Below are 21,493 nucleotides of genomic sequence, written 5' to 3'. Positions count from 1 at the left end.
TGTAATACCCAGGCGTTGCTTGTCATCACAGCCGCAGGCTACCTATTGAAAATCCACAGCCATCGCTTTGTTACCAAGGTCGTCTTGGCGCAGCCAGCTCGCCTACCTACACTCAGGCTAATAACCGGGCAACTCGGTCCGCCCCAACACCTTTAATCCATGGAGAGCACAATGGCCAGAGTGCTTGTGGTCGATGACGAACCCAACATCTTAATCTCGCTTGAGTTTCTTATGCAGCAAGGAGGCTTCGAGGTCATGACGGCAGAAGACGGCGAGCAAGCACTTGTGCATGTGCAACAAAGCAAGCCGGATCTAATCTTGCTGGACATCAGCTTACCGGGTATCAGTGGGTTCGATGTACTGGAGCAATTACGCCAAGCCCCCGACACTGCAACACTCCCCATCATTATGCTGACCGCCCATGGCCGCGAGGTGGAGCGGGAAAAAGGCATGGCACTGGGAGCTGATGATTACATTACCAAGCCTTTCTCTACCCAGGCACTGGTCGAAAAAGTCAACGCACTGCTGACAGGAAACAACCCATGACAAGAGGTGGGCTGCCCAAACGTCAGCGATTGATTGGCCTGTGGCTTCTGCTTAGCGGCATCAGCCTGCTGGGCGGGGCTGTCTTTGCTGCGTGGTTGGATGCCCAATTGGCGCCAAGTGGGGCGACGCGAGTCGCCTTGTGGCTGGGCAGTTTCTCTGGCGGCGCCACGATTTTCCTGGCGGGGTTGCTGCTTGAACGCATGCTGTTCACCCCCTTGCGCCACCTGCAGGTCCAATTGGCACGCCTGGTGGCCAACCCCGATGCTCGAGATGAATACCCGCCCGAAGGCTGGCTAAAAGGCTTGGGGCCAGACCTTAAGCGGGTCCGCGAGAGCTGGCGTGAAGACCGCAGTCGCCTGGCCACGGCGCATACCGAAGGCGCGCGCAGCGCCGCCAAAATTCGCCAGGAGCTTGAAACCCTGCTGCAGGTGCTCGAAACACCTCTCCTGCTATGTGACCATCATCGTCGGGTGATGCTGTTCAATCAGGCAGCCGAAGACTTTTTCGCCGATAATACCGGCCTCGGCCTGGGCAAACGCCTGGAAGCGCTCCTGCCGGTAGCGAGCTTGCAGCAGGCGATCAGCCAGCTACCCAACGATGGGGCCCCCCGTGAGCTGCTTTCTCCTTGTGACAACCGCTGGCTAAAGGTCATTTTACGCCGCGTCCCGGGTAGCGATGGCGAAACGTTGTTGACGTTCAGTGACGCGACCGCCTCCTGGTCGAACGAAATGGGGGTAAGAGCGGAGCTTGCTGACATGTTGACGCCCCTTCGCCAGCATACCGCGAGCCTGACCAGTGCCGCGGACGCGCTGATCCAGCTTCGTCATCAAGGCGACCTGGAAACCTCATCGCTACGCCAACGTCTTGAACGCGTCATCCAGGAGGAAGGCGCCACACTTGGCGACAACGTTGCCCAAATCGGCCAGCTACTGGATGCCATGCAGCATCAGGGCGAACGCCTGACCCCCATGTGGTCAAACGACTTCTGGCAAGCCCTGGACGAACGCCTTGACCCCGAGCACCGCCTGATTACCCCCGTCGGCATGCCTGCCTGGTTCAAGGGCGACGCGCCGGCTCTGATTGCGCTGTTTGATTCGCTGGTCAAGCATCTCAATGCGCACCTGCCCGACAGCGGCTTTGAGGGCGAGATGTGCCTGGGTAATAAGCGTGTCTATCTAGACCTTATCTGGCAGGGCAAGGCGTTACCCGAGCATGAGCTGGCCGAGTGGCGGCAACAACCGCTGCCTTCTCTGCCGCTGAGCCCCATCGTTTCCGACGTACTGCGCCAGCATGCCAGCGATATCTGGAGCCTGACCGACGATGATGGCGTTCATGCCCGCCTGCGCCTTCCGCTACCCGCCATGGACCGTGTAGGCGCCCCACGGGAAACCGCCCCGCCGCGCCCTGAATTCCATGACTTTGGGATTGCCGACCTGCCACCGCCGGATGAAGCTCTCGCCAGCCGCTCGCTGCGCAGCCTGGATGTGGTGGCATTTGATACCGAAACCACCGGGCTTGAACTGCGCCGAGGGGATACCGTGATCAGCCTTGGGGCCTGCCGCGTGGTTAACGCACGCCTGCTGGCAAGCGACGTCTTCGATCAAAAAGTGGATCCCAAGCGGCCTATTCCGCTGGCCAGTACCGCCATCCACGGCCTTACCGATGCCGATGTGGCCGGCGCGCCCCCCCTGGATATTGTGCTTAGCCGTTTTCGCGACTATGTCGGTGAAGCGGTACTGCTGGCCCATAATGCCGCTTTTGACTTACTCGCCATCAGTCATCAAGGGGTGACCTTTGATCTCCCCGTGATCGACACCCTCCTCATCTCGCGCGCACTGGACGAAGCGCTGGATGGACACGACCTGGATAGCCTCGCCGAGCGCTACGACCTGGCCTTCCCGCCCGGCACACGTCACACGGCGTTGGGTGATGCGCGCGTCACCGCCGAACTCTGGCTTGCCCTGCTACCACGCCTGGAAGCCCGAGGCATCAATACTCTGGAGCAACTACTTGCCCTCCAGGCCAATGCCTTCGACCGAGAGGATGCCAGCGCCTCATGACACCTTCAGGCCCTCAATCACGCAAAACAGAACGCCTGGTCGCTCTAGTTGCCATTGCCTTGGTGCTGTTTTGCCCGCCGCTGATCATTGTGGTTGACCGCCTTCCCTCACCCCACATTGGCTGGCTATCCCTGTATCTATTTAGCGCCTGGGCAATCATCATCGGCCTGGCGGCATGGCTGATGGAACACCGTGCAGGCCGCTGACCATGCGCACTGACCCTATTATTCTGGGCACCGCCTTTGGTTATCTGGCCCTGCTGTTCGTGGTCGCTGCCTGGGGAGATCGTCGTGCAGAACAGGGCCGGTCACTGATCGGCTCCCCCACGGTTTATGCGCTTTCCATCGCCGTTTACTGCACTGCCTGGACCTTCTACGGCAGCGTGGGGCGTGCCGCCGAGCATGGGCCCAGCTTTTTGCTCATTTACCTGGGGCCCACGCTTGCAATGCTGCTGTCGCCCTTTATCATCCGCAAAATGGTGCGCATCGCCGCTCGCCAGCGCATCACATCGATTGCCGACTTTATCAGTGCCCGCTACGGCAAAAGCAGCAGCCTCGGCGCCCTCGTCGCCTTGATGGCCCTGATCAGCATCACGCCCTACATCGCCTTGCAGTTAAAAGCGATCACCGTCAGCCATGCGGTGCTGATCAACTACCCCGCTGCGGCCGACACCACCCTTGTCGATGAACACTTCTGGATGGATAAGTCGCTCTGGGTCGCTCTGGTTCTGGCCGTTTTCATCATCCTGTTTGGTACCCGCCACCTGGATGCCAGCGAACGCCATGAGGGCATGGTGGCAGCCATTGCGCTGGAGTCGATCGTCAAGCTGGTGGCGTTCATGGCCGTCGGCGTGTTCGTCGTCTTTGTCATGTTTGAAGGGCCTGGCGCGCTGTTTGACCAGGTGGCCGCAACGCCCGGCCTGGCCGGCAGCATGCGCCTGGATAGTGTGCCTGGCGGCGCGACCGGCTGGGTAGGCATGCTGGTACTGGCTTTTCTGGCCTTTTTAACCCTACCGCGCCAGTTTCAGGTCCTGGTTGTCGAAAATGTCGATGAGCAGCATCTCACCCGGGCAAGCTGGCTGTTCCCGCTGTATATGCTGCTGATCAATCTGTTCGTGATTCCCATTGCGTTGGCGGGACTGCTCCTGGGCGTGAGTGCTGGCGACCCCGACAGCTTTGTGTTGACGCTGCCACTTTCCGCCGGGCTGGAAGGGCTGCCCTTGCTGGTATTTATAGGCGGTCTCTCGGCCGCCACCGGCATGGTCATCGTCGAGACGATTGCGCTTTCCACCATGGTCAGCAACCAGTTGGTCATGCCGCTGCTGTTGCGCTCGCGGCGGCTGCACCTGAGCACCAAGGGCGAGCTTGCTGGCTGGCTGCTCGGCATCCGCCGGGTGGCCATTGTGCTGATTCTGCTTCTCGGCTACCTCTACCATGCGCTGATTGGCGACTCCTATAGCCTGGTCACTATTGGATTGGTGTCCTTTGCCGGCGCGGCTCAGTTCGCCCCGGCGCTGCTCATCGGCCTTTATTGGCGTGGCGCCACTCGCCAGGGCGCCGCTGCAGGATTAATCGCGGGTTTCGTGGTCTGGTGTTATACGCTGCTGCTGCCAGGCTTTGCCCAGTCCGGCTGGTTGGATGCCGGATTGCTTACCGAGGGCCCCTGGGGAATCGCCTGGCTGATCCCCTATGGGTTATTCGGTCTCGAAGACTGGGATATTTATACCCATTCGCTACTCTGGAGCATGCTGGCCAACGTCGGGCTATTGGTGGGTGTTTCGTTATTTACCCGCCCCACACCACTTGAACAGACCCAGGCAGCACTGTTCACCGAAGCGATGCACCCCAACCTGCAAACCGCCCCACTCTGGCGAGGGCAAACGACGCAAGGGGCGCTTAGCGAGTTGCTCATTCGCTACCTAGGCAACCAGGCAACGCGGCGCGTCTTCCGTCAGAACCGCGCCGACAATGCCTTCGCAGCAGATGAGCCCGCCAACGCCGAGCTGATTACCCGCGCCGAGCAGGCCCTTGCCGGGTCGCTGGGCAGCGCCTCTGCCCGGGTTCTGATCAACTCGGTGGTACGCGGCGAAGCGCTGGATATCGAGTCGATTCTGAGCATTCTGGATACCACCTCGCAAACCCTTGAGTACAACCGCCGCCTGGAGCAAAAGTCCCAAGAGTTGGCGCAAATCGGCGAAGAATTACGCGCTGCCAATGAACGGCTGCGCGAGCTGGACCGATTGAAAGATGAGTTTGTCGCCATGGTCAGCCATGAACTGCGCACACCGCTCACCTCGATCCGCGCCTTTGCGGAGATTCTGCGTGATAACAGCGAGCTACCCGACGAAAAGCGCCAGCACTTTCTGGGCGTCATCGTTCATGAAAGCCAGCGACTATCCCGCCTGATAGAAGAGATTCTGGATCTTGCCAGATTGGAGAGCGGCCGCTTAACGCTTAACCCGGTGCCTCTTGACCTGGCTGCGCTGGCGCGGCGCAGTGTGGATACCATTGCACACCTGCATCAAGAACGCGGGATCAAGCTTGAGATGAGTCTTGAGGCCGACCCGGCCATGGTGATCGGCGATCAGGACCGCCTGGAACAGGTAATCATCAATCTGCTCGATAACGCGGGCAAGTTTGCTGATCGCCATCAGCCCATGGTGCGCCTGAGCCTATACCGTCACCGCCATCATTTCCGCTTAAGCGTGGAAGATAACGGCGCGGGAATTAGCGTTGATGAGCGCGAGCGGGTATTTGAAAAATTCCATCAGATACAGCAGGACGGCGATATCCCCCACGGCCGCCCCAAGGGAAGCGGGCTTGGGCTACCCATCAGCCGGGGCATTATTGCCCATCTGGGTGGACGCCTCTGGGTTGAAGATGCCAGGACTCTGGGCGGTGCATGCCTGACACTGGAGCTGCCGCCCGCCCCTGATCACCCTACGGCGACAGAGTCATCGGCATAATCCCACCGCTTGCTAGGCCGCTCTCACCTGCTTTACAAACGCCTTGATCTGCTGGAGGTCGAACTTTAACAGCAGTTGCTCATCTTCGCGCAGACGGTGCCCATCAATCCACCCGTCAGCAACATGGCCGCCCGCCTTGTTGTATCGCTGCTGATCCAGTAATCGCTGCTGTAAGCGCTCAAAGGCTGCCAGGAGCATGTCTGATTGCGACGCTGTCAGCACCTCTGCGGCATGGCTGAGCGCAACCAGCCGTTCCCGAGTGCCTATTTCATGGCGTTGGTGGCGAACACAAAGCAAGCGCACGGCACTGATCAGCGGCATTAACCCCTGCTGTTTCAGGTTGACAGCCTGCTCGTGGGGTGCCGCAAGACCGGGGCTTGAGGCGATCCGCCCGAAGCGATCCAGCGCCACCGGCAGCTCGTCAAGCAATGCGGCCATTTCGTGCATGAACAGGGAGGCCTTGGGCAACGTCGCCGCGATGCTTTCAGCCAGTTGTTCTGCCAGCGCGGGATTGCCCGCAACCGGTGAAAAATCAAGCAGAATATTAGTCTGCTGTACCCGTTTTACCCGCCGGTCGGCACTCCAGATTGACAGCTGCGCGCGCCATTCGCTCAACCGCTTGCGCCACATCGGCCAGCGCGCCATCACGTGGCCTCGGCACAGTGGTATACCTGCCTCGTCCAGGCGATTGGTAAACCGCTCGCCTAATGCTTGAAAGTAGCCGTCGATCTCGACGTGTCGATGGTCGGGATAGTCGTCAATAATCAGTGCGTTATCCTGGTCGGGACCCAGTAAACTCTCGTAGCGCGCTGCAGAGCCTAACAGCAGGACGCAGTAGTCGACTGGCGGTTCCCCCCAGCCTTGTGCGCGCATTTCGTCAAGCGATAGCGAAATCGCCTGGCGGTAAAGCATGGCGTTATGGTCACTGATCACCTCACTAATGCGCCAGGCTGGCAGATCGTAGCGAACCAGTGATTCAGCCAGGGACAGCTGCCACGCATGCGCATCGGCTAACGAGGTAAGCGGCGAAGAAAGATGGGTTGAAAGGTGGCTCAACGGCGCGGTGAGCGCCGATAGCTTGAGCGTCCCGTCATCAGTAAACAGGGAGCGCCAGGGTGAGGCTTGGTGGACAACCCGCATACGCCTCTCCTTAACGTTACAGCCGCCTCTCCGTCACCGGCCACCTTCGTGGCGTGGGTCGGGCTTGAACATGTCGTCGCCCACTTCATCAATGTAGCGCTGGGCTTTGGTGATCATCATGGCGTCGCAGGCATCGCGGCTGGGCAACATGTCCGAACGCTCAAAGCGGTGCTCAAGATCCTCGCCCTCGCCCTGAGGACGGCTGATCAAACCGCTCACCCGATACTGGCCACTCTGGTTATCGGGCTGAGAGGTGATCATGTAGCCTTTATATTCGACGGGGTCGGCCGACTGGGTTTTACCCGTGGCGCCTTCCTGACCGCCACCCAACAAACCTGAGAGTAATTTTTTTAACATTTTGACTCCTCGCGTCCGGCAGGCGGCAAGCCACACTTGCCGCCCAACCAGCCCGTTAGCTCTGTTGACGACCTTTACCCGCCGCAATCCGCAGACGCAGCGCGTTCAGCTTGATAAAGCCTTCAGCGTCTTTTTGATCGTAAGCACCGGCGTCGTCTTCAAAGGTGGCAATCGACTCATCAAACAGCGACTGCTCTGACTGACGGCCCACCACGATGGCATTGCCCTTGTAGAGCTTCATGCGCACAACACCCGAAACATTGTGCTGGGTTTCATCGATCGCCGCCTGAAGCATGCGACGCTCAGGGCTCCACCAGTAGCCGTTGTAGATGACTTCAGCGTACTTCGGCATCAACTGGTCTTTGAGATGGGCTTCTTCGCGGTCCAGGGTCAACGACTCGATCGCCCGATGGGCACGCAGCATGATGCTGCCCCCCGGGGTTTCGTAGCAGCCACGCGATTTCATGCCCACGTAGCGGTTTTCTACGATATCCAGACGGCCGATGCCGTTATCGCCACCCAGCTTATTGAGCTTTTCAAGCACTTCATGGGGTTTGAGGGCGTCACCATCAATCGCCACGATATCGCCTTTCTCGAACGTGAGTTCCACGTAAGTCGGCTGATCAGGCGCCGCTTCCGGCGAGACACTCCAGCGCCACATGTCTTCTTCGGCTTCCGCCCACGGATCTTCCAGAATGCCGCCTTCGTAAGAAATATGCAGCAGGTTGGCATCCATGGAATAAGGCGATTTTTTCTTTTTACTGGAAAAGTCGACGGGAATGTTGTGCTCTTCGCAGTACGCCATCAACTTTTCACGCGAAGTGAGATCCCACTCACGCCACGGTGCGATCACCTTCACACCAGGCTTAAGCGCATAACCGCCGAGTTCGAAGCGTACCTGGTCGTTGCCCTTGCCGGTCGCGCCATGGGAGATCGCATCGGCACCGGTCTCGTTGGCAATATCGATCAGGCGTTTGGCGATCAACGGGCGGGCGATGGAGGTACCCAGCAGATATTCGCCTTCATAGATGGTGTTGGCGCGAAACATTGGGTAGACAAAATCACGCACAAACTCTTCGCGCAGGTCTTCAATGTAGATTTCTTTGACGCCCAACGCCTCTGCCTTGGCGCGCGCTGGCTCAACCTCTTCGCCTTGACCGATGTCGGCGGTAAATGTCACCACCTCGCAGTTGTAGGTTTCTTGCAACCACTTAACGATAACGGATGTGTCCAGGCCGCCTGAGTATGCCAGCACAACCTTTTTGACATCGGACATTCTTGACTCCTTTTCTGAACAATTGCGCGCCAGACTCGCTAATCGCGGAATGGCTTACGTTGAAAAACACCAGTCACCAAGTATAGCGTTCTCAGTGCTCAGCGAATACCGCCAACGACGCCTTAAAAGGAAACTGCTAGAATCATCCACGAAAAGCGCTAACCGATTACTCGCAGACTAAGGAGAGCTGCATGAGCGAGGCGATTGCCCGCGAATTAATGGCCCAACGTTTTCGCAGTTACCTGCCCGTTGTCGTTGATTTAGAGACCGGCGGCTTCAATGCACAAGGCGACGCCTTGCTGGAAATTGCTGCCGTTACCCTGACAATGGACCCAGAAGGCAACCTTTTGCCCGATGCCACTCATGCCTACCATATTCAGCCGTTTGAGGGGGCTAACGTTGAGCAGTCCGCGCTGGATTTCACCGGCATCAATCTGGATGACCCCTTACGTCAGCAGGTCGCGCTGAGTGAAGAAGAAGCCTTGGGCGAAATTTTTCGTCCTATTCGCAAATCGATTAAAGCCCACGGCTGTTCGCGGGCTATCCTGGTCGGCCATAACGCGGCATTCGACCATGGTTTTTTAAATGCGGCTGCCAACCGCTGCGGTGTCAAGCGCAACCCCTTTCACCCTTTTTCCAGCTTCGATACAGCGACCCTGGCGGGATTGGTCTATGGCCAGACCGTTCTGGCGCGCGCCTGCCAGGCGGCGGGTATCGAATTTGATAACAAAGCGGCTCACTCGGCACGCTACGATACCGAACGCACAGCAGAGCTGTTCTGCGCCATGGTCAACCGCTACAAGGATTTAGGCGGCTGGCAGTTGGCCCAACGCGAACAGGCTCTGGATAGCGGCGACTAGCCGTATGCAGGCCTTAGCGCTTTACGCTAAACTTCGCCCACTTATTTACGCTTTCCGACTTTCAGGAGATGAGACGTTTCCATGGCTCAGTATAATGCCTTCTACGCCCAATCAGGCGGTGTCACCGCTGTGATCAATGCCAGCGCTTGCGGCGTCATCGAAGCTTGCCGACAAGCCCCCGACCAGATTGGCAAGGTCTATGCCGGTCATAACGGCATTATTGGAGCCCTGACGGAAGACCTCATCGATGTCACCCAGGAAAGCGACGACGCCATCGCGGCCTTGCGCCACACCCCGGGGGGTGCGTTTGGCTCTTGCCGCTACAAGCTTAAGGATATCGATACCCACCGCGCCCAATACGAGCGCCTGATCGAGGTCTTCAAGGCCCACGATATCCGCTATTTCTTTTATAATGGCGGGGGTGACAGCGCCGACACCTGCTTAAAGGTCTCACAGCTTTCCGAAAAGCTTGGCTATCCGCTGACCGCGATTCATGTACCCAAAACCGTCGATAACGACCTGCCGATTACCGACAACAGCCCAGGGTTTGGCAGTGTGGCGAAGTACATCGCCACCTCAACTCTTGAGACGTCGTTGGATATCGCCTCAATGTGCGCCACATCGACCAAGGTGTTTGTACTTGAAGTGATGGGTCGCCACGCTGGCTGGATCGCGGCGGCAGGCGGGTTAGCCGGTGAAGGTGCTGGTGCCCCCCCCCATCTGATTGTATTCCCGGAAATTCCTTTCAACCGCAAAGCGGTCATGGAGAGGGTCGAGCAAAGCGTCAAGCAGAATGGCTACTGCGTTATCGTGGTGTCGGAAGGGGCACGCTACGAAGACGGCACCTTCCTGGCCGATGCGGGCAACACCGACGCTTTTGGCCACCGCCAACTGGGCGGCGTTGCCCCTACGCTGGCAGGCATGATCAAGCAGGATCTGGGGTACAAATACCACTGGGCCGTTGCGGATTACCTGCAGCGCGCTGCCCGTCACCTGGCGTCTAAAACCGATGTAGAACAGGCCTACGCGGTAGGTCGCGAAGCGGTATCACTGGCACTGGCGGGCAAGAACGCCATGATGCCAGCGATTCGCCGTATTTCTCAGTCACCTTATCAGTGGGATGTTATCTCTGCCCCGCTCTCCCAGGTGGCGAACCAGGAAAAGTTCATGCCCCGCGACTTCATCAGCGAGGAAGGCTTCGACATTACCGACACGTGTCGCGACTATCTTTCACCGCTGATTCAGGGCGAAGATTTTCCACCGTTTGAAAACGGCCTGCCGAAAGTGGCCAAGCTGAAACTGGCCAAGGTAGAACGCAAGCTGCCTGTGTTCACGCTTTAACCGTTCGCTGATACCTGTAGGTTGATACACAAAAAGCCCGGGCGTCTCCACGACGCCCGGGCTTTTTGTCAGCTCAACGGCAAAGAGCGAGCACTAACGCAACAGCCAGGACAACACAAGCAGCAAGAGCAGAATACCGGCAACACCCTGCCAGAAATGGCGTGGCTCTTTGCGTTCTTTCTCGCCCGGTGTCCGTTTGCCCAATGGCAGCCGCAAGGCATGCAGAAACTCGGATAACCGCCTGAAACGCAGTGATCGTTGAGGGTCCAATGCGCGCCGCAAGGCCTCATCAAGCTCCGGCGATATTTCCGGATTAGTGGTGCGTGCATTGCGGTAGCTCAGCCCTTCCAGGTCGGTATGACTGCGCAGCCGGTTAGGCGTCAGGCTGTAAGGCAGTTCGCCCGTCAACAACCAATATACGGTCGACGCCAGCGAGTATTGGTCGCTGCGCCGCCCGACGCTGTCCCCGAGGGCATACTCGGGGGCCGTGTGCTCATTGAAGCCCACTTGCCTTAACAGCTCGCCTGAATGGCGATGGCCGTCAACCTCGCGCATGTGGCAGGCACTGAAGTCGGCCAGGACGACCTTCCCGTGCGGGTCGATCAGAATATTATCGGGATTGACTTGCTGATGCAGGATGTCGCGATGGTGCAATGCCTGAACCGCTTTGCCCAACTGATTGGCGATATCCAGCCGCTGGGACAGGTTTGCCTGGGGATGGCGCTCGGCCCACTGACGCAGCGTCTCGCCTTCAACATGCTGCATCAGATAGTAAAGGTAACGCCGCGGCCGTGACGGCTCAACAACCTTGACCACGAACGGCGAGTTGACCCGCTCTACCACCCACTGCTGGAGCAGAAAGTGCTCAAGATAGGCATTACGCAGCGAAAGCTCCGGGCTGGGCGCCTTCATGACCATTTCCCGCTCTGAGTAGACATCGCGCACACGGTATATGCGTGACTGGGCCGTACGCGACAACACCGCCAGCACCTCCAGGCCATCCAGTCTCGCCCCGGGGGCCAGTTCCGGCGGTATCGGCAATTCGCCATATAACTGACCGGGATGGTCGCTGCTTTCTTCAGGCAGTTCATCGATGCGTACCAACTGGAAACAGAACTGGTCACCCCCATAGCCGCGATCCTGAGCGCGTTGTTTCGCTTCATTGGCAAGGCGTTCACAGGCCGCATCCAGATCGCTGGCATCCTGGCGGATCAGTCGCACGTAGTCGGAAGGCAGCAAGGTGCCCCCCACGGCCTGGGTCGTAAACAGGAAAAGGTCGCCCTGCTTCATGGGCAGATGGGAGTAGTCAATATCCAGACTGCCATCCATACCCAGCGCCCGTGATGGATAGCGATACCCCCCAAGGTCCGTGACGTGGTCACGGGTCAGTTGTTCAAACTCGGCCCCTCTCAGGCGAAACACCAGGGTGTCACCCATATGGAACAGGTGGGCATCGCGTTCACGGAAGATCAAGGCCGACAGCGATGATACGAAGCTGCCATTCTGCACATGCTGGCTTTGACCATAACACCAGCTGTTGAGCGCTCTTAGTACACGCGTCGCCGAGGTTTTTACATCCCAGTGATCAGGTGTTGAAAAATAATCGGCTAAAAACCCCCTTACGCTTAAATCGCCTGCCTGTTTGGCCAGGGTATTGCGCGCCAGCGAGTCGCTAATGACCGCGCAACTCCCTTTAGCCTTGAGCAAAGGCGGCTCGGGGAAGCGTACCGACATGGAGCTGCGGTGCAGGCGCCGATCCGGGGCAACAAATGCCTGACCGTAACTGATCAGCAATTGGGCATGGGCCAAGTCATCCTCCTGAGCATACAGCATTGGCAACTGACATCACTGTCTAGGACTTCCTATGATACACACTGGAGATACTGAACGATGCTCGCCAAACGTCGTGACCTTATCAAGCTTGCCGTGCAGTCCGATCGCAGGATGGCAAACGCTTTGTCGTCGCAACACCTATGTCGCATTGGTAATCTTGCGGCCATGTTCGTATAATCCGGTGTTATTCATACAGCAACTTCGATTGCCTAGCCATTGTACGACCAAGGAATTAACGATGAACTTCGACAACATCCCCGCTGGTAAGGATCTGCCCAACGACTTGTATGTGGCGATTGAAATTCCTGCCAATCATGCGCCGATCAAATACGAGATCGATAAGGACATGGGGGCCCTGCTGGTCGACCGCTTTATGGCCACTCCCATGTTCTACCCGGCCAACTACGGTTTTATTCCCCACACCTTGGCCGACGATGGCGACCCGCTGGACGCACTTGTCGTCACTCCACATCCGGTGCAGCCCGGCAGTATCATTCGTGCACGCCCCGTCGGCATCCTGAACATGACTGATGAAGCCGGGGAAGACGCCAAGCTGGTATGTGTCCCGCACCCCAAGCTTAGCTCGCTCTATGACGACGTTCAGGAAGTCACCGACCTGCCCGAATTGCTGCGTCAGCAAATTGCCCACTTCTTCGAGAATTATAAAGATCTGGAAAAAGGCAAATGGGTTAAAGTCGAGTCCTGGGAAGGTGTCGATGCGGCACGCAAAGCCATTGAAAAATCGGCAGCGGCCTACCAAAAAGCCTAAGCGCCTCAGCGCACGTGATGAACGGGGCCACCTTCGGGTGGCCCCGTTTCGTTGACGGTCAGCATTCTCCCTGAAGCCCGTTGCCTGCGCGCCACGTTGCGTTATGCTAGCTGCTGATATGACGTTATCGACCAAGGACACATTTTGCACACGATTCGACGTTTAGGTCTGTTGCTTCTGCTCGGCACGCTACCACTATTTGCCCAGGCGCAGTGGTTCTCTTCAAGCGATCAGAACGACGACTTTCTACCCGTCCTGGAAGCCTTTCAACCCACCGCCTGGCATGACGGCGACACGCTCTTCGTGGGCGTCGAAGTCGCTGACGGGTATTACCTCTACCGGCACCAGTTTGCCGTGGAAAGCCTGACAAACAAGGTTCGCCTGGGTATGGCCGAACTGCCCGAGGGTACCTTCACCCATGATGAATTCATGGGTGACGTCTATATTTTCCGCGACCAAGTGGTCATGGAAGCGCCGTTGGAAAGTGACTTTTCAGGTCCGCTGGATGTCGACTTCACCTTCCAGGGCTGCGCCGATGCCGGGCTTTGTTACCCGCCGGAAACCATCGCACTGAAGGCTACCGAGAGCCAACCGCCACGCGCATATGCCGACTGGGAGACCGGAGCGAACGCCGACGAAACGCCTCCCGCATCGCCGGCGGACGCGTCGAATAACGCCACCGATGCGGCAACGGCTGCCGACTCGACGGTGGCATTGAACGACAGCGCTGCAACCCTTGGCGCGCCACAAAGCGAGGACAGCCGCTTCAGCCAACTGATGACCGATGCCAGCCTGCCGCTGGCGCTAGGGCTTTTCTTCCTGGCCGGCATCGGACTGACATTCACACCCTGCGTATTGCCGATGGTGCCCATCCTGTCTTCGATCATCATCGGTCAACAGCCCTCACGTCCCCGTGCGTTCATGCTGTCGGCCAGCTATGTAATGGGTATGGCCATTACCTACGCTGGCGCGGGTGTGCTGATGGGCCTCTTTGGGGCCGGTCTCAACCTCCAGGCACAGCTCCAGTCCGCGCCGGTACTGATCTCCTTTGCCATTCTGTTCAGCGTGTTTGGCATGGCAATGCTTGGCGCCTTTGATTTACGCCTTTCACCACGCCTGGCGCAACGCGTCGATGCCTGGCAGACACGAGCACAACGCAGCGGCCCGGCTGGCCTGGCACTGGCAGGTGCACTCTCGGTCCTGGTGGTGTCTCCCTGTGTAACGGCACCCTTGGCCGGGGCACTGGTGATCATTTCCACCACCGGTGATGCGCTGATGGGAGGTGCCATGCTATTTGCACTGGGCATGGGAATGGGCGTGCCGCTATTGCTGGTCGGCACCTTCGGCGCCACTCTGCTGCCACGTTCCGGCGCATGGCTTAACGGGGTCAAAATGGCTTTTGGGCTATTGCTGTTCGGGGTGGCAATCTGGATGGTAGAACGCCTGATAGCACCGTCAATTGCCCTGCTGCTCTGGGCGGGACTTGCCATTGGCACCGCCCTGACACTGGGCGCCTTGCAAACCCATACGCCATCGGGCTGGGCTAAAGCGCGTCAAACGCTGGGCCTTATCCTGTTGACCTGGGGCATCGCCCTTACCCTTGGCGCTGCCTTAGGCTCGCATAATCCGTTGCGCCCGCTAAACATCCAGACGACCAACAAAAGCGACGCTCAAGGACCATTGGCTTTTAAGCATTTGGACAGCTTGCCAGCACTCAACAGCGCCATCGACACAGCTGAGACAAAGGGCAAACCCGTCTTCGTTCATTTTACGGCTGACTGGTGCATCTCATGTCGCCAGTTGGAGCGCAAGGTCTATACTGACCCCGATGTCATTGAGCAACTTTCAGGCTTTGAGCGCATTGCCGTCGATGTCACCGATACCAATGAGCAAAGTCGGCAACTATTGAACCGCTACCAGCTTTTTGGCCCACCCAGCCTGCTCTTTTTCCAGAATGGTCAGGAGGTCCGTGCAGCGCGCATACAGGGCGATATCAACGCCGCCGACTTTGCCCAGCACCTGCGCGAATTGGCGCGCTGGGAAGAGAGTCGCCAGGCAGGCAACGGTTAGATATTGAGGCGTCCTGTCGCGAACGCCGTCAAACGACCGTTTAAGAATAGCCTTATGTGCCAGGCATGTGATAACTGGACATCGATAACGTTTTTCGGCACACTTCGCCACCATATTGATTGAACTTCTGCTTTTATAAGCAGTAAAAAAGGGTAACGTTCGTCATCATGCGGCGTTCTCTACATTTTATAATTTGGTTTACTGCGCTATTGACGCGTGATGAACACACCACTCTCAACGATAGTGATGGGGCTAGGTAATGGATATCCGTAAAGTCAAAAAACTGATTGAACTGCTTGAAGAATCCAATATTAGCGAGATTGAAATCCAGGAAGGCGAAGAGTCGGTTCGCATCAGTCGTCATCCCAATGGGGGCACCTGGCACCCGCAGTCAATGCCCCAGTACGCTCAGCCTGCCCCTCAACAGCAACCTGCTGCGCCTGCGGCTAACGCCGCAACGCCTGAAGAAGAGCCCGCTCCAGGCAACAGCTATCGCGGCGAAGCCATCAACTCGCCAATGGTCGGTACCTTCTATCGCAGCCCCGCGCCTGGCGCCAAATCCTTTGTTGAAGTCGGCGATACGGTCAAGCAAGGCGATACGGTGTGTATCGTGGAAGCCATGAAGATGATGAACCAAATTGAAGCCGACCGTGACGGCGTGGTGGAAGCCATTCTGGTAGAAGACGGTGAGCCGGTGGAATTCGATCAGCCAATGATCGTCATCGCTTAATCCTTCATTTCAATACGGGTGGACTCTCCCATGCTCGACAAGGTACTTATCGCCAACCGCGGCGAGATTGCCCTACGTATCCTCCGGGCCTGTAAAGAGCTAGGCATCAAGACCGTGGCGGTTCATTCCAAGGCGGACCGCGAACTCATGCACGTACGCCTAGCCGACGAGGCGGTATGTATCGGTCCGGCCTCCTCTGCTCAGTCCTATCTTAATATTCCGGCATTGATCAGCGCAGCGGAAGTGACCGATTCCAGCGCCATTCATCCCGGCTATGGCTTTTTATCCGAAAACGCCAACTTTGCCGAACAGGTAGAACGCTCAGGCTTTACGTTTATCGGCCCCCGCGCTGAAACCATTCGCCTGATGGGCGATAAAGTCAGCGCCATCGAGTCAATGAAAGCGGCTGGCGTCCCCACGGTTCCAGGCTCGGACGGCCCACTTGGCGATGATGATGAAACCAATCTTGCGACCGCGCGGCGCATCGGCTATCCGGTTATCATCAAGGCAGCAGCCGGTGGTGGCGGGCGCGGCATGCGCGTCGTGCATACTGAGGGCCACCTGCTTTCCGCGATTACCGTCACCCGCACCGAGGCCCACTCCTCGTTTGGCGATGGCACCGTCTACATGGAGAAGTTTCTCGAAAACCCCCGTCATGTGGAAGTTCAGGTACTCGCCGACGGCCAGGGCAATGCCATTCACCTCTTTGACCGTGACTGCTCGTTGCAGCGTCGCCACCAGAAAGTCCTCGAGGAAGCGCCAGCTCCCGGCATCGACCCTGACGCGCGTGCCAAGGTGCTGGAAGCGTGTCGCCAGGCATGCGTGGAAATCAACTACCGGGGCGCGGGTACCTTCGAGTTCCTCTACGAAGACGGCAACTTCTTCTTTATCGAGATGAACACTCGCGTCCAGGTCGAACACCCTGTCACCGAGATGGTGACCGGCGTGGATATTGTCAAGGAACAGCTGCGCATTGCCTCGGGCATGCCGCTGACGATCCGCCAGGAAGACGTTGTATTGAACGGCCACGCGTTCGAATGCCGCATCAACGCGGAAGACGCGCGCACCTTCATGCCGTCACCCGGTAAGGTAACGCTTTACCACGCACCAGGTGGCCTTGGCGTGCGTATGGACTCGCACATGTATACCGGCTATACCGTCCCGCCCCATTACGACTCGCTGATCGGCAAGCTGATCACCTGGGGAGAGGACCGGGAAATTGCCCTCACCCGCATGCGCAACGCACTGGATGAGCTATTGGTTGAAGGCATCAAAACCAACATTGATCTGCAAAAAGACCTGGTGCGCGATAGCTACTTCCGCCAGGGTGGCGTCAATATTCACTATCTAGAAAAGAAACTCAGCAGCTAACACACGCTGAGATCGATCATCACGGGATGGCCATCGTCATCCCGCTTTTTTTGCTGCTGCGGAGACCCGGAATGCCCTGGCTTCAACTCAAAGCGCACGTCCCGCCCGAGCAGGCAGAACTGCTGGAAGAATTACTCCTTGAAGAAGGCGCGACGGCAATTGGGCTTCAAGACGCCCAGGATGACCCGGTATTCGAACCCGAACGCGGCACAACGCCTCTATGGCAGGACACTGTCGTCACCGGGCTATACGATGACCTCGAGGGCATTGACGCCATGCTTGCGCGCATCGAAGCCGCCTGGTCGGAACAGGTACCGGACGAACCCTGCCCGGCCATTGACTATGAGCTACTCGCAGACCGCGATTGGGAACGCGAGTGGATGGAAGACTTTACGCCACTACGTATGGGAGAAAGGCTCTGGATTGTGCCAAGCTGGCACGAACCACCCGAGTCCGATGCCGTCAACCTGGTCCTTGACCCGGGCCTGGCGTTTGGTACGGGTACCCACCCGACCACGGCTTTGTGCCTTGAATGGCTTGATAGCCTGGCAGTCAAGGGGCAACTCGCTGACCAGTCTGTGCTGGACATTGGCTGTGGTTCGGGCATTTTGGCCATTGCCGCATTAAAGCTCGGCGCGGCCCATGCCGATGGTACCGATATTGACCCCCAGGCACTGCAGGCCAGTCGTGACAACGCCGAGCGTAATCATATCGACGAAACAGCACTGGCACTCTGCTTTCCTGAGCAACTCGTCAAAAGCCGCTACCCGATTGTCACCGCCAATATTCTGGCGGGTCCGCTGATCGAAATGGCATCAACGGTTGCTGGCCACGTTGCCCCTGGCGGTCACATTGCCCTTTCGGGCATTTTGGCCAACCAGGCCGATGATGTCATGCAGGCCTATCAGCAACAGGGGCTCAGCATGGATGCGCCTGTCATGCGGGAAGGCTGGGTACGCCTTACCGGACATCGCCTCATTTAATCTGTCGCTGACACTCAGGCCGCCTTCACCCCGCCGTCGAGTAAGCGTATCATACGCGTCCTCGGGCGGCCTGACGGTCGTTAACCGCAACATCAAAGCGCCAACTGCCATGACCCTAGCAACACCACCACTCAAGATCGGCCCACACGCCCTGCCGAACCGGGTCATATTAGCGCCCATGGCGGGGGTGACCGATCGTCCTTTCCGCCAGCTGTGTCGACGGCTCGGGGCAGGCTGGGTAGTTGGCGAGATGGTCACTGCCGACCCCAATCTATGGCATACACGCAAATCAAAATTGCGCATGGATCATCGTGGCGAACCCGCCCCCAGGGTTGTGCAAATTGCCGGGGGCGACGCCGAGATGCTCGCCCAGGCAGCCCGGCTCAATGCCGATCTTGGCGCACAGGTAATCGACATCAACATGGGCTGTCCGGCCAAAAAGGTCTGCAATAAGGCAGCAGGCTCAGCGTTGCTTCGCGACGAAAGACTGGTTGGCGAGATTCTTGACGCCGTCGTCAACGCCGTCGATATTCCTGTCACCCTTAAAATTCGCACTGGATGGTGTGCTGACTCCAATAACGGCGTCCGTATTGCGCGTCTTGCAGAGCAAGCAGGCATTCAATCGTTGGCAGTTCATGGCCGACATCGAGAGCAGCGCTATACTGGATGGGCAGAGTACGACACCATTGCCGATATCAAGTCACGACTGGGCATTCCGGTGATTGCCAACGGGGACATCACCACCCCGGAAAAAGCGGTAGAGGTGCTGCACTACACGCAAGCAGACGCCGTTATGGTCGGACGGGCCGCCCAGGGAAATCCCTGGATTTTTGATCAGATTCAGCACTTTCTGGAACATGGTGAGCACCGCGCTCAACCCAGCCTGGAAAAGCGCCGTGGCGTGCTCATTGATCATTTAAACGCCCTTCATGGCTTTTATGGCGACACCATGGGCGTGCGCATTGCGCGTAAGCACCTTGGCTGGTACCTGGGCGAAGATGCCCGTTTCACTCCAGCTCAGCGGCGTGATTTAAAGCAACAATTCAACGGATTGGCCACTACCGAAACACAAGTCAACTGGATCAATGACGCCATGGCACCCGATGCCATCAAGCGTCTGCTAGCCAAAGGAAGCTATGCAGCATGACCGAACGCGATCTTGACCTTGTTTCCAGCGACAGCGCGTCAGACAGCCATACACGCCTCAACGGCACACTGGCAGACTCCGAGGCCAATATGCCGCCGCAGCCTCTTCGAGAGGCCGTGGAAGCTGCGATGCGTCGCTACTTCGAGCATCTCGATGGCAGTCAGGCGAGCGACCTGTATGCCATGGTGATGGCCGAAGTAGAGGCGCCTTTGCTCGCCTGCGTGCTTGAGCACACCGAGGGGAATCAGACCCGTGCGGCGGATGTACTGGGCCTCAACCGTGGCACGCTGCGCAAGAAACTCAAGCTTTATGGACTTATTGAAGGCGACGCCCCAACACCCTGAGGGCGTCATTGACTTTTCATTCTCTACTCTGCACACGAGCACCCTCAATGGCTGATAGCACTGCGACCCCTGTACGCCGCGCCCTTTTGAGCGTTTCTGATAAAACCGGCATCGTTGAATTTGCCCGCGGCTTGTCCGAGCATGGCGTGGAGCTTCTGTCCACGGGCGGCACATTCCGCCTGCTACAGGAACACCAGATTCCGGTTAAGGAAGTTAGCGAACACACCGGCTTCCCCGAGATCATGGATGGCCGCGTCAAGACACTGCACCCCAAAATCCATGGCGGCATTCTCGCCCGCCGCGGCCAGGATGACGCGGTCATGGCGGAGAACGACATTACCCCGATTGATATGGTCGTGGTAAACCTCTACCCCTTTGCTGCCACCGTCGCCAAGCCGGACTGCACGCGGCAGGACGCCATCGAAAATATCGATATCGGTGGCCCGACCATGGTCCGCGCCTGCGCCAAGAACCACGCGTACACGACGATTGTCGTCAACGCCGACGACTATCCCCGGGTGCTGGGTGAGCTCGCCGCTCAGGAGGGGTATGTCAGCGAAGCCACCCGCTTCGACCTCGCGGTAAAAGCCTTTGAACACACCGCAGGCTACGACGCTGCCATTGCCAACTACCTGGGACGCCAGGTCGAGGCAACAGACGCCGATTTCCCAAGGACGCTAAATCTGCAGCTGCACAAGAAACAGGCCATGCGCTACGGTGAAAACCCGCACCAGCAGGCTGCTTTTTACGTGGAGGAAGGAGCCAACGAACCCGGCGTGGCGACGGCAACAATGCTGCAGGGTAAGCCGCTGTCGTACAACAATGTCGCCGATACCGATGCTGCCTTTGAGTGTGTCAAAGAATTCGATGACACCGCCTGCGTTATCGTCAAACACGCTAACCCCTGCGGCGTTGCGATTGGCGCCACCGCCCTTGAAGCCTACGACAAAGCCTTTGCGACCGACCCTACCAGTGCGTTTGGCGGCATTATCGCTTTCAATGTGGCGCTCGATGCCGACACGGCCCGGGCAATCGTCGATCGCCAATTTGTAGAGGTGATTATCGCCCCCGGCGTCAGCGCCGACGCCGCTTCCATTGTGGCAGCGAAGAAGAATGTCCGGCTACTGGATGTCAGCGCACATTGGCCCAGCGAAACCAAGCCCGCCTTCGACTTCAAGCGGGTTAACGGTGGCCTGCTGGTTCAAGAGCGTGACGACGGCATGGTAACGCGTGATGCCCTGACGGTGGTCAGTGAGCGCGCTCCGTCCGAGCAGGAACTGCGTGATCTCTCGTTTGCCTGGAGGGTCGCCAAGTTCGTTAAATCCAATGCCATCGTGTACGCCCACAGTGGCCAGACAATAGGCGTTGGCGCGGGACAGATGAGCCGTGTCTATTCCGCCAAGATTGCGGGCATCAAGGCGGCCGACGAGGGTCTCTCAGTGCCGGGTTCCGTAATGGCGTCGGACGCTTTCTTCCCGTTTCGTGACGGCATTGATGCCGCTGCGGCGGCAGGTATCACCGCCGTCATTCAGCCGGGCGGCTCAATGCGCGATCAGGAAGTGATCGATGCAGCCAATGAAGCCGGTATTGCCATGGTGTTAACCGGCATGCGTCATTTCCGCCACTAAGCCAGACTAGGGTCCCCGACAGCAAACAACCCTCATTGACGTGTTCAGTGAGGGTTGTTTCAGCTCAGGAAAA

General features: G+C 58.1%; 18 protein-coding genes. 14 read left to right on the top strand and 4 right to left on the bottom strand.

Going from position 1 to position 21,493, the window contains the following annotated elements; all coding sequences use genetic code 11:
- The first annotated feature begins 171 nt into the window (after positions 1-171).
- Genes QC816_RS05585 through QC816_RS05570 form a run of 4 tightly spaced genes read left to right on the top strand, consistent with a single transcriptional unit; the run spans position 172 to position 5,571 of the window.
- Positions 172-546, top strand: coding sequence for a response regulator transcription factor (locus QC816_RS05585; RefSeq protein ID WP_085919545.1), 375 nt, complete (start codon positions 172-174; stop codon positions 544-546).
- On the top strand, positions 543-2,606 hold the full coding sequence (locus QC816_RS05580; protein WP_268901373.1) for a 3'-5' exonuclease: 2,064 nt from the start codon (positions 543-545) through the stop codon (positions 2,604-2,606). The genes QC816_RS05585 and QC816_RS05580 overlap by 4 nt, the downstream gene beginning before the upstream one ends.
- A complete protein-coding gene (locus tag QC816_RS05575; RefSeq protein WP_085919543.1) occupies positions 2,603-2,812 on the top strand; it encodes a hypothetical protein in 210 nt (69 codons plus the stop codon). The genes QC816_RS05580 and QC816_RS05575 overlap by 4 nt, the downstream gene beginning before the upstream one ends.
- Before the next feature lie 2 nt (positions 2,813-2,814).
- Positions 2,815-5,571 (top strand): sensor histidine kinase, encoded by a 2,757-nt coding sequence (locus tag QC816_RS05570; RefSeq protein WP_309781328.1) that lies wholly within the window; start codon positions 2,815-2,817, stop codon positions 5,569-5,571.
- Positions 5,572-5,583: 12 nt separating this feature from the next.
- On the opposite strand, the gene QC816_RS05565 is transcribed toward QC816_RS05570, so the two are convergent.
- Genes QC816_RS05565 through QC816_RS05555 form a run of 3 tightly spaced genes read right to left on the bottom strand, consistent with a single transcriptional unit; the run spans position 5,584 to position 8,344 of the window.
- Positions 5,584-6,711 (bottom strand): DUF294 nucleotidyltransferase-like domain-containing protein, encoded by a 1,128-nt coding sequence (locus QC816_RS05565; RefSeq protein WP_085919541.1) that lies wholly within the window; start codon positions 6,709-6,711, stop codon positions 5,584-5,586.
- A 33-nt stretch (positions 6,712-6,744) separates the two neighbouring features.
- Positions 6,745-7,068, bottom strand: a complete 324-nt coding sequence (locus tag QC816_RS05560; protein ID WP_085919540.1) for an HlyU family transcriptional regulator — start codon at positions 7,066-7,068, stop codon at positions 6,745-6,747.
- A 55-nt stretch (positions 7,069-7,123) separates the two neighbouring features.
- Positions 7,124-8,344 (bottom strand): argininosuccinate synthase, encoded by a 1,221-nt coding sequence (locus QC816_RS05555; protein WP_085919539.1) that lies wholly within the window; start codon positions 8,342-8,344, stop codon positions 7,124-7,126.
- 191 nt (positions 8,345-8,535) lie between these two features.
- Between QC816_RS05555 and rnt the strand changes: the two genes are divergently transcribed.
- The gene (rnt, locus tag QC816_RS05550) at positions 8,536-9,204 is read left to right on the top strand and encodes a ribonuclease T (protein WP_066320406.1); all 669 of its coding nucleotides are present in this window, start codon (positions 8,536-8,538) and stop codon (positions 9,202-9,204) included.
- 81 nt (positions 9,205-9,285) lie between these two features.
- Positions 9,286-10,545, top strand: a complete 1,260-nt coding sequence (locus QC816_RS05545; RefSeq protein WP_309781327.1) for a 6-phosphofructokinase — start codon at positions 9,286-9,288, stop codon at positions 10,543-10,545.
- 93 nt (positions 10,546-10,638) lie between these two features.
- Here QC816_RS05545 and QC816_RS05540 read toward each other — a convergent pair whose 3' ends face one another.
- On the bottom strand, positions 10,639-12,354 hold the full coding sequence (locus tag QC816_RS05540) for a bifunctional protein-serine/threonine kinase/phosphatase (RefSeq protein ID WP_085919637.1): 1,716 nt from the start codon (positions 12,352-12,354) through the stop codon (positions 10,639-10,641).
- 262 nt (positions 12,355-12,616) lie between these two features.
- Between QC816_RS05540 and ppa the strand changes: the two genes are divergently transcribed.
- The 8 genes from ppa to purH all read left to right on the top strand — a co-directional run bounded on the left by ppa (position 12,617) and on the right by purH (position 21,420).
- On the top strand, positions 12,617-13,147 hold the full coding sequence (ppa, locus tag QC816_RS05535; protein WP_085919537.1) for an inorganic diphosphatase: 531 nt from the start codon (positions 12,617-12,619) through the stop codon (positions 13,145-13,147).
- A 144-nt stretch (positions 13,148-13,291) separates the two neighbouring features.
- The gene (gene dsbD / locus QC816_RS05530) at positions 13,292-15,217 is read left to right on the top strand and encodes a protein-disulfide reductase DsbD (RefSeq protein WP_309781325.1); all 1,926 of its coding nucleotides are present in this window, start codon (positions 13,292-13,294) and stop codon (positions 15,215-15,217) included.
- Positions 15,218-15,476: 259 nt separating this feature from the next.
- A complete protein-coding gene (accB, locus tag QC816_RS05525; protein WP_199283354.1) occupies positions 15,477-15,947 on the top strand; it encodes an acetyl-CoA carboxylase biotin carboxyl carrier protein in 471 nt (156 codons plus the stop codon).
- 30 nt (positions 15,948-15,977) lie between these two features.
- The gene (gene accC / locus QC816_RS05520) at positions 15,978-17,318 is read left to right on the top strand and encodes an acetyl-CoA carboxylase biotin carboxylase subunit (RefSeq protein WP_085919534.1); all 1,341 of its coding nucleotides are present in this window, start codon (positions 15,978-15,980) and stop codon (positions 17,316-17,318) included.
- Positions 17,319-17,389: 71 nt separating this feature from the next.
- Positions 17,390-18,301 carry a 50S ribosomal protein L11 methyltransferase gene (prmA, locus tag QC816_RS05515; RefSeq protein ID WP_085919533.1) on the top strand — a complete coding sequence of 304 codons (912 nt, stop codon included), beginning with the start codon at positions 17,390-17,392 and terminating at the stop codon, positions 18,299-18,301.
- Positions 18,302-18,410: 109 nt separating this feature from the next.
- Positions 18,411-19,448: a tRNA dihydrouridine synthase DusB gene (gene dusB / locus QC816_RS05510; protein ID WP_309781324.1), complete on the top strand. Its 1,038-nt coding sequence runs from the start codon at positions 18,411-18,413 to the stop codon at positions 19,446-19,448.
- On the top strand, positions 19,445-19,792 hold the full coding sequence (gene fis, locus QC816_RS05505) for a DNA-binding transcriptional regulator Fis (RefSeq protein WP_085919531.1): 348 nt from the start codon (positions 19,445-19,447) through the stop codon (positions 19,790-19,792). The genes dusB and fis overlap by 4 nt, the downstream gene beginning before the upstream one ends.
- Before the next feature lie 47 nt (positions 19,793-19,839).
- Positions 19,840-21,420, top strand: coding sequence for a bifunctional phosphoribosylaminoimidazolecarboxamide formyltransferase/IMP cyclohydrolase (gene purH, locus QC816_RS05500; protein WP_309781322.1), 1,581 nt, complete (start codon positions 19,840-19,842; stop codon positions 21,418-21,420).
- Positions 21,421-21,493: the final 73 nt, after the last annotated feature.

The organism is Vreelandella janggokensis, from assembly GCF_031451615.1.
GTDB classification, from domain to species: Bacteria; Pseudomonadota; Gammaproteobacteria; order Pseudomonadales; family Halomonadaceae; genus Vreelandella; species Vreelandella janggokensis.
Note: the sequence above shows the minus strand (reverse complement) of the source record. Positions and strands in the feature narration are given on the sequence as shown.

Excerpts from the sequence above, each read along its gene's own strand:
- QC816_RS05585 (WP_085919545.1), top strand. The coding sequence starts at position 172 with ATGGCCAGAGTGCTTGTGGTCGATGACGAACCCAACATCTTAATCTCG.
- QC816_RS05580 (WP_268901373.1), top strand. The coding sequence starts at position 543 with ATGACAAGAGGTGGGCTGCCCAAACGTCAGCGATTGATTGGCCTGTGG.
- QC816_RS05575 (WP_085919543.1), top strand. The coding sequence starts at position 2,603 with ATGACACCTTCAGGCCCTCAATCACGCAAAACAGAACGCCTGGTCGCT.
- QC816_RS05570 (WP_309781328.1), top strand. The coding sequence starts at position 2,815 with ATGCGCACTGACCCTATTATTCTGGGCACCGCCTTTGGTTATCTGGCC.
- QC816_RS05565 (WP_085919541.1), bottom strand. The coding sequence starts at position 6,711 with ATGCGGGTTGTCCACCAAGCCTCACCCTGGCGCTCCCTGTTTACTGAT.
- QC816_RS05560 (WP_085919540.1), bottom strand. The coding sequence starts at position 7,068 with ATGTTAAAAAAATTACTCTCAGGTTTGTTGGGTGGCGGTCAGGAAGGC.
- QC816_RS05555 (WP_085919539.1), bottom strand. The coding sequence starts at position 8,344 with ATGTCCGATGTCAAAAAGGTTGTGCTGGCATACTCAGGCGGCCTGGAC.
- rnt (WP_066320406.1), top strand. The coding sequence starts at position 8,536 with ATGAGCGAGGCGATTGCCCGCGAATTAATGGCCCAACGTTTTCGCAGT.
- QC816_RS05545 (WP_309781327.1), top strand. The coding sequence starts at position 9,286 with ATGGCTCAGTATAATGCCTTCTACGCCCAATCAGGCGGTGTCACCGCT.
- ppa (WP_085919537.1), top strand. The coding sequence starts at position 12,617 with ATGAACTTCGACAACATCCCCGCTGGTAAGGATCTGCCCAACGACTTG.
- accB (WP_199283354.1), top strand. The coding sequence starts at position 15,477 with ATGGATATCCGTAAAGTCAAAAAACTGATTGAACTGCTTGAAGAATCC.
- accC (WP_085919534.1), top strand. The coding sequence starts at position 15,978 with ATGCTCGACAAGGTACTTATCGCCAACCGCGGCGAGATTGCCCTACGT.
- prmA (WP_085919533.1), top strand. The coding sequence starts at position 17,390 with ATGCCCTGGCTTCAACTCAAAGCGCACGTCCCGCCCGAGCAGGCAGAA.
- dusB (WP_309781324.1), top strand. The coding sequence starts at position 18,411 with ATGACCCTAGCAACACCACCACTCAAGATCGGCCCACACGCCCTGCCG.
- fis (WP_085919531.1), top strand. The coding sequence starts at position 19,445 with ATGACCGAACGCGATCTTGACCTTGTTTCCAGCGACAGCGCGTCAGAC.
- purH (WP_309781322.1), top strand. The coding sequence starts at position 19,840 with ATGGCTGATAGCACTGCGACCCCTGTACGCCGCGCCCTTTTGAGCGTT.